The sequence below is a fragment of the Streptomyces sp. Ncost-T10-10d genome, from assembly GCF_900091955.1.
GTDB lineage: Bacteria > Actinomycetota > Actinomycetes > Streptomycetales > Streptomycetaceae > Streptomyces.
Genome location: NZ_FMDF01000234.1, coordinates 1 through 1,670, shown reverse-complemented (window position 1 = coordinate 1,670; position 1,670 = coordinate 1). Strand labels below are relative to the sequence as shown.

The 1,670-nt window shown below is 69.2% G+C and carries 2 protein-coding genes; one reads left to right on the top strand and one right to left on the bottom strand.

From position 1 onward, the window contains the following. The first annotated feature begins 523 nt into the window (after positions 1 to 523). A complete protein-coding gene (locus GA0115254_RS42195) occupies positions 524 to 1,153 on the top strand; it encodes a hypothetical protein (protein WP_256103102.1) in 630 nt (209 codons plus the stop codon). Positions 1,154 to 1,185: 32 nt separating this feature from the next. On the opposite strand, the gene GA0115254_RS42190 is transcribed toward GA0115254_RS42195, so the two are convergent. Then, a partial coding sequence (locus tag GA0115254_RS42190; RefSeq protein WP_141721005.1) for a transposase occupies positions 1,186 to 1,670 on the bottom strand: 485 nt, incomplete at its 5' end.

Sequence of the window (1,670 nt, the reverse complement as noted above, 5' to 3'; positions counted from 1 at the left end):
CCGCTCAAGTAATGGGTCCGAACATAGAACAAGAGCTCGAACCCGGGGGCAGGATGGTACTCAGAGAGTGACAGGCGTGAACAGAGGATGATCTTTCCCGGCAAGGGAGTTGAGCAGATCAGAGCCGGCCCCGCGGTGCTGCCGAGAGCGGCAGTCTCTGCTCGGGCAGCGCAGCCATTGTCAGCTACGAGGCCGTCGGCCGCGACACCATCCGACGCAAACACGACGTCGACACCGAGACCAGCATCGATCGGATCGCCCGCGACCTGGTCGGGGCTGTTTCGTTGGTCGTGTGTTGAGGTAGAGCGTGGTCACTGACACGGGGTGGTACCTGGGGCGGGTATGACTGTCATGGGCCGGTACACCCCGCCTTGTGCCGCTGTCTTGGGAACGGCACTTCTGATCCTTTGGTGCCCGTGCGGCGGCACCGTGATGGGTGTTGGTGTCCGTGACGGAAGGTTATTCGGTGGGGGAGCCGAGTGCGTGGGGTGAGGTCGCATCGGGGTTGAGGGTGTCCAGACCGGTGCTGATTGCGCGGCTGCTGGAGCTCGATGCGGCCGGGGCGTTGACGTCGGCGCATGTGCGTGCGGGCGCCCAGGCCGGCGGGGTGAATGTGCGCACGGTGTGGCGGTGGCTGGAGGCGGCGCGCACGGAGTGCCGTATGGAGCGCAGACCGCGGGCCCGGCTGGAGTTGTCCGACCAGGCGTGGGAGGTGCTGGCGCAGGCGGGCGGGAACGTAGCGGTGCTGCACCGGCACCTGAAGGCTGCCGGGGAAGAGGTGCCCTCGCTCGCTTCGTTGTACCGGGTGGTGCACCGGGATCTTCAGGCGGGCCGGGTCCTGCCGGACCGTGCGGTGGTGCGGCGGGAGCGGGAGGAGCGCCAAATGCGGCAGGCGCTGGCTGACCTTGCCCTGGCCTCACTGCGTGAGACCGGTGCGGCGAAGGCGGCTGCGGCACGGCCGCCGCGTTTCGTACCAGCGGCGCAGGGGGGTGCCCCTATCTGTTTCGTCAACCCCGCCAGGTTTGGTTTCTGGGGATTGGTCATGGTTTCCGGGGGCGTCCCGCGAAGCGGGACGCCCCCGGTGGATCGGGTGCCTGATGGGCAGCCCGGTGGCCGGCGGGGATGGAGCGGCCGTGCCGGTGCGCGGGCGTGATGAGGGCTGGAGGGCAGGAGCGCTGGGAGTCGTCAGGCTGCGAGGCCGATGCCGCCGGGGGTGCGTGGTTCGTAGAGGGTGCCGGTGCGGATCATCGCGTGGATGACGTTCACGCGTTGCCGGGCCAGGCGGAGGATCGCCTGGGTGTGGGTCCTGCCGCGTGCTCGCTGACGGTCGTAGTAGATCCGGGAGGACGGGTCGGCTTTGCAGCCGATCGCGGCGAACGCGGCCTGGAGCAGGGCACGTTTGAGGAGCCGGTTGCCGCGGTGGGGTGCGTGCTTGCCGCGGATCGAGGTGCCCGAGGACTTCGTGGCCGGGGCGAGTCCGGCGTAGGAGGCGAGTTGTCCGGCGGTGGGGAATCCGGTGCCGTCACCGATCGCGACGATCACCGCGGCCGAGGTCCTGACGCCCATGCCGGGCAGGGGCGTCAGGAGGTGGAAAAGAGGGAGGGCCTCCAGCAGGGCGGAGATCTCCTGCTCGGTGGCCTTTCGCTGGGTGTGCGCTGCGGCGAGCTGTG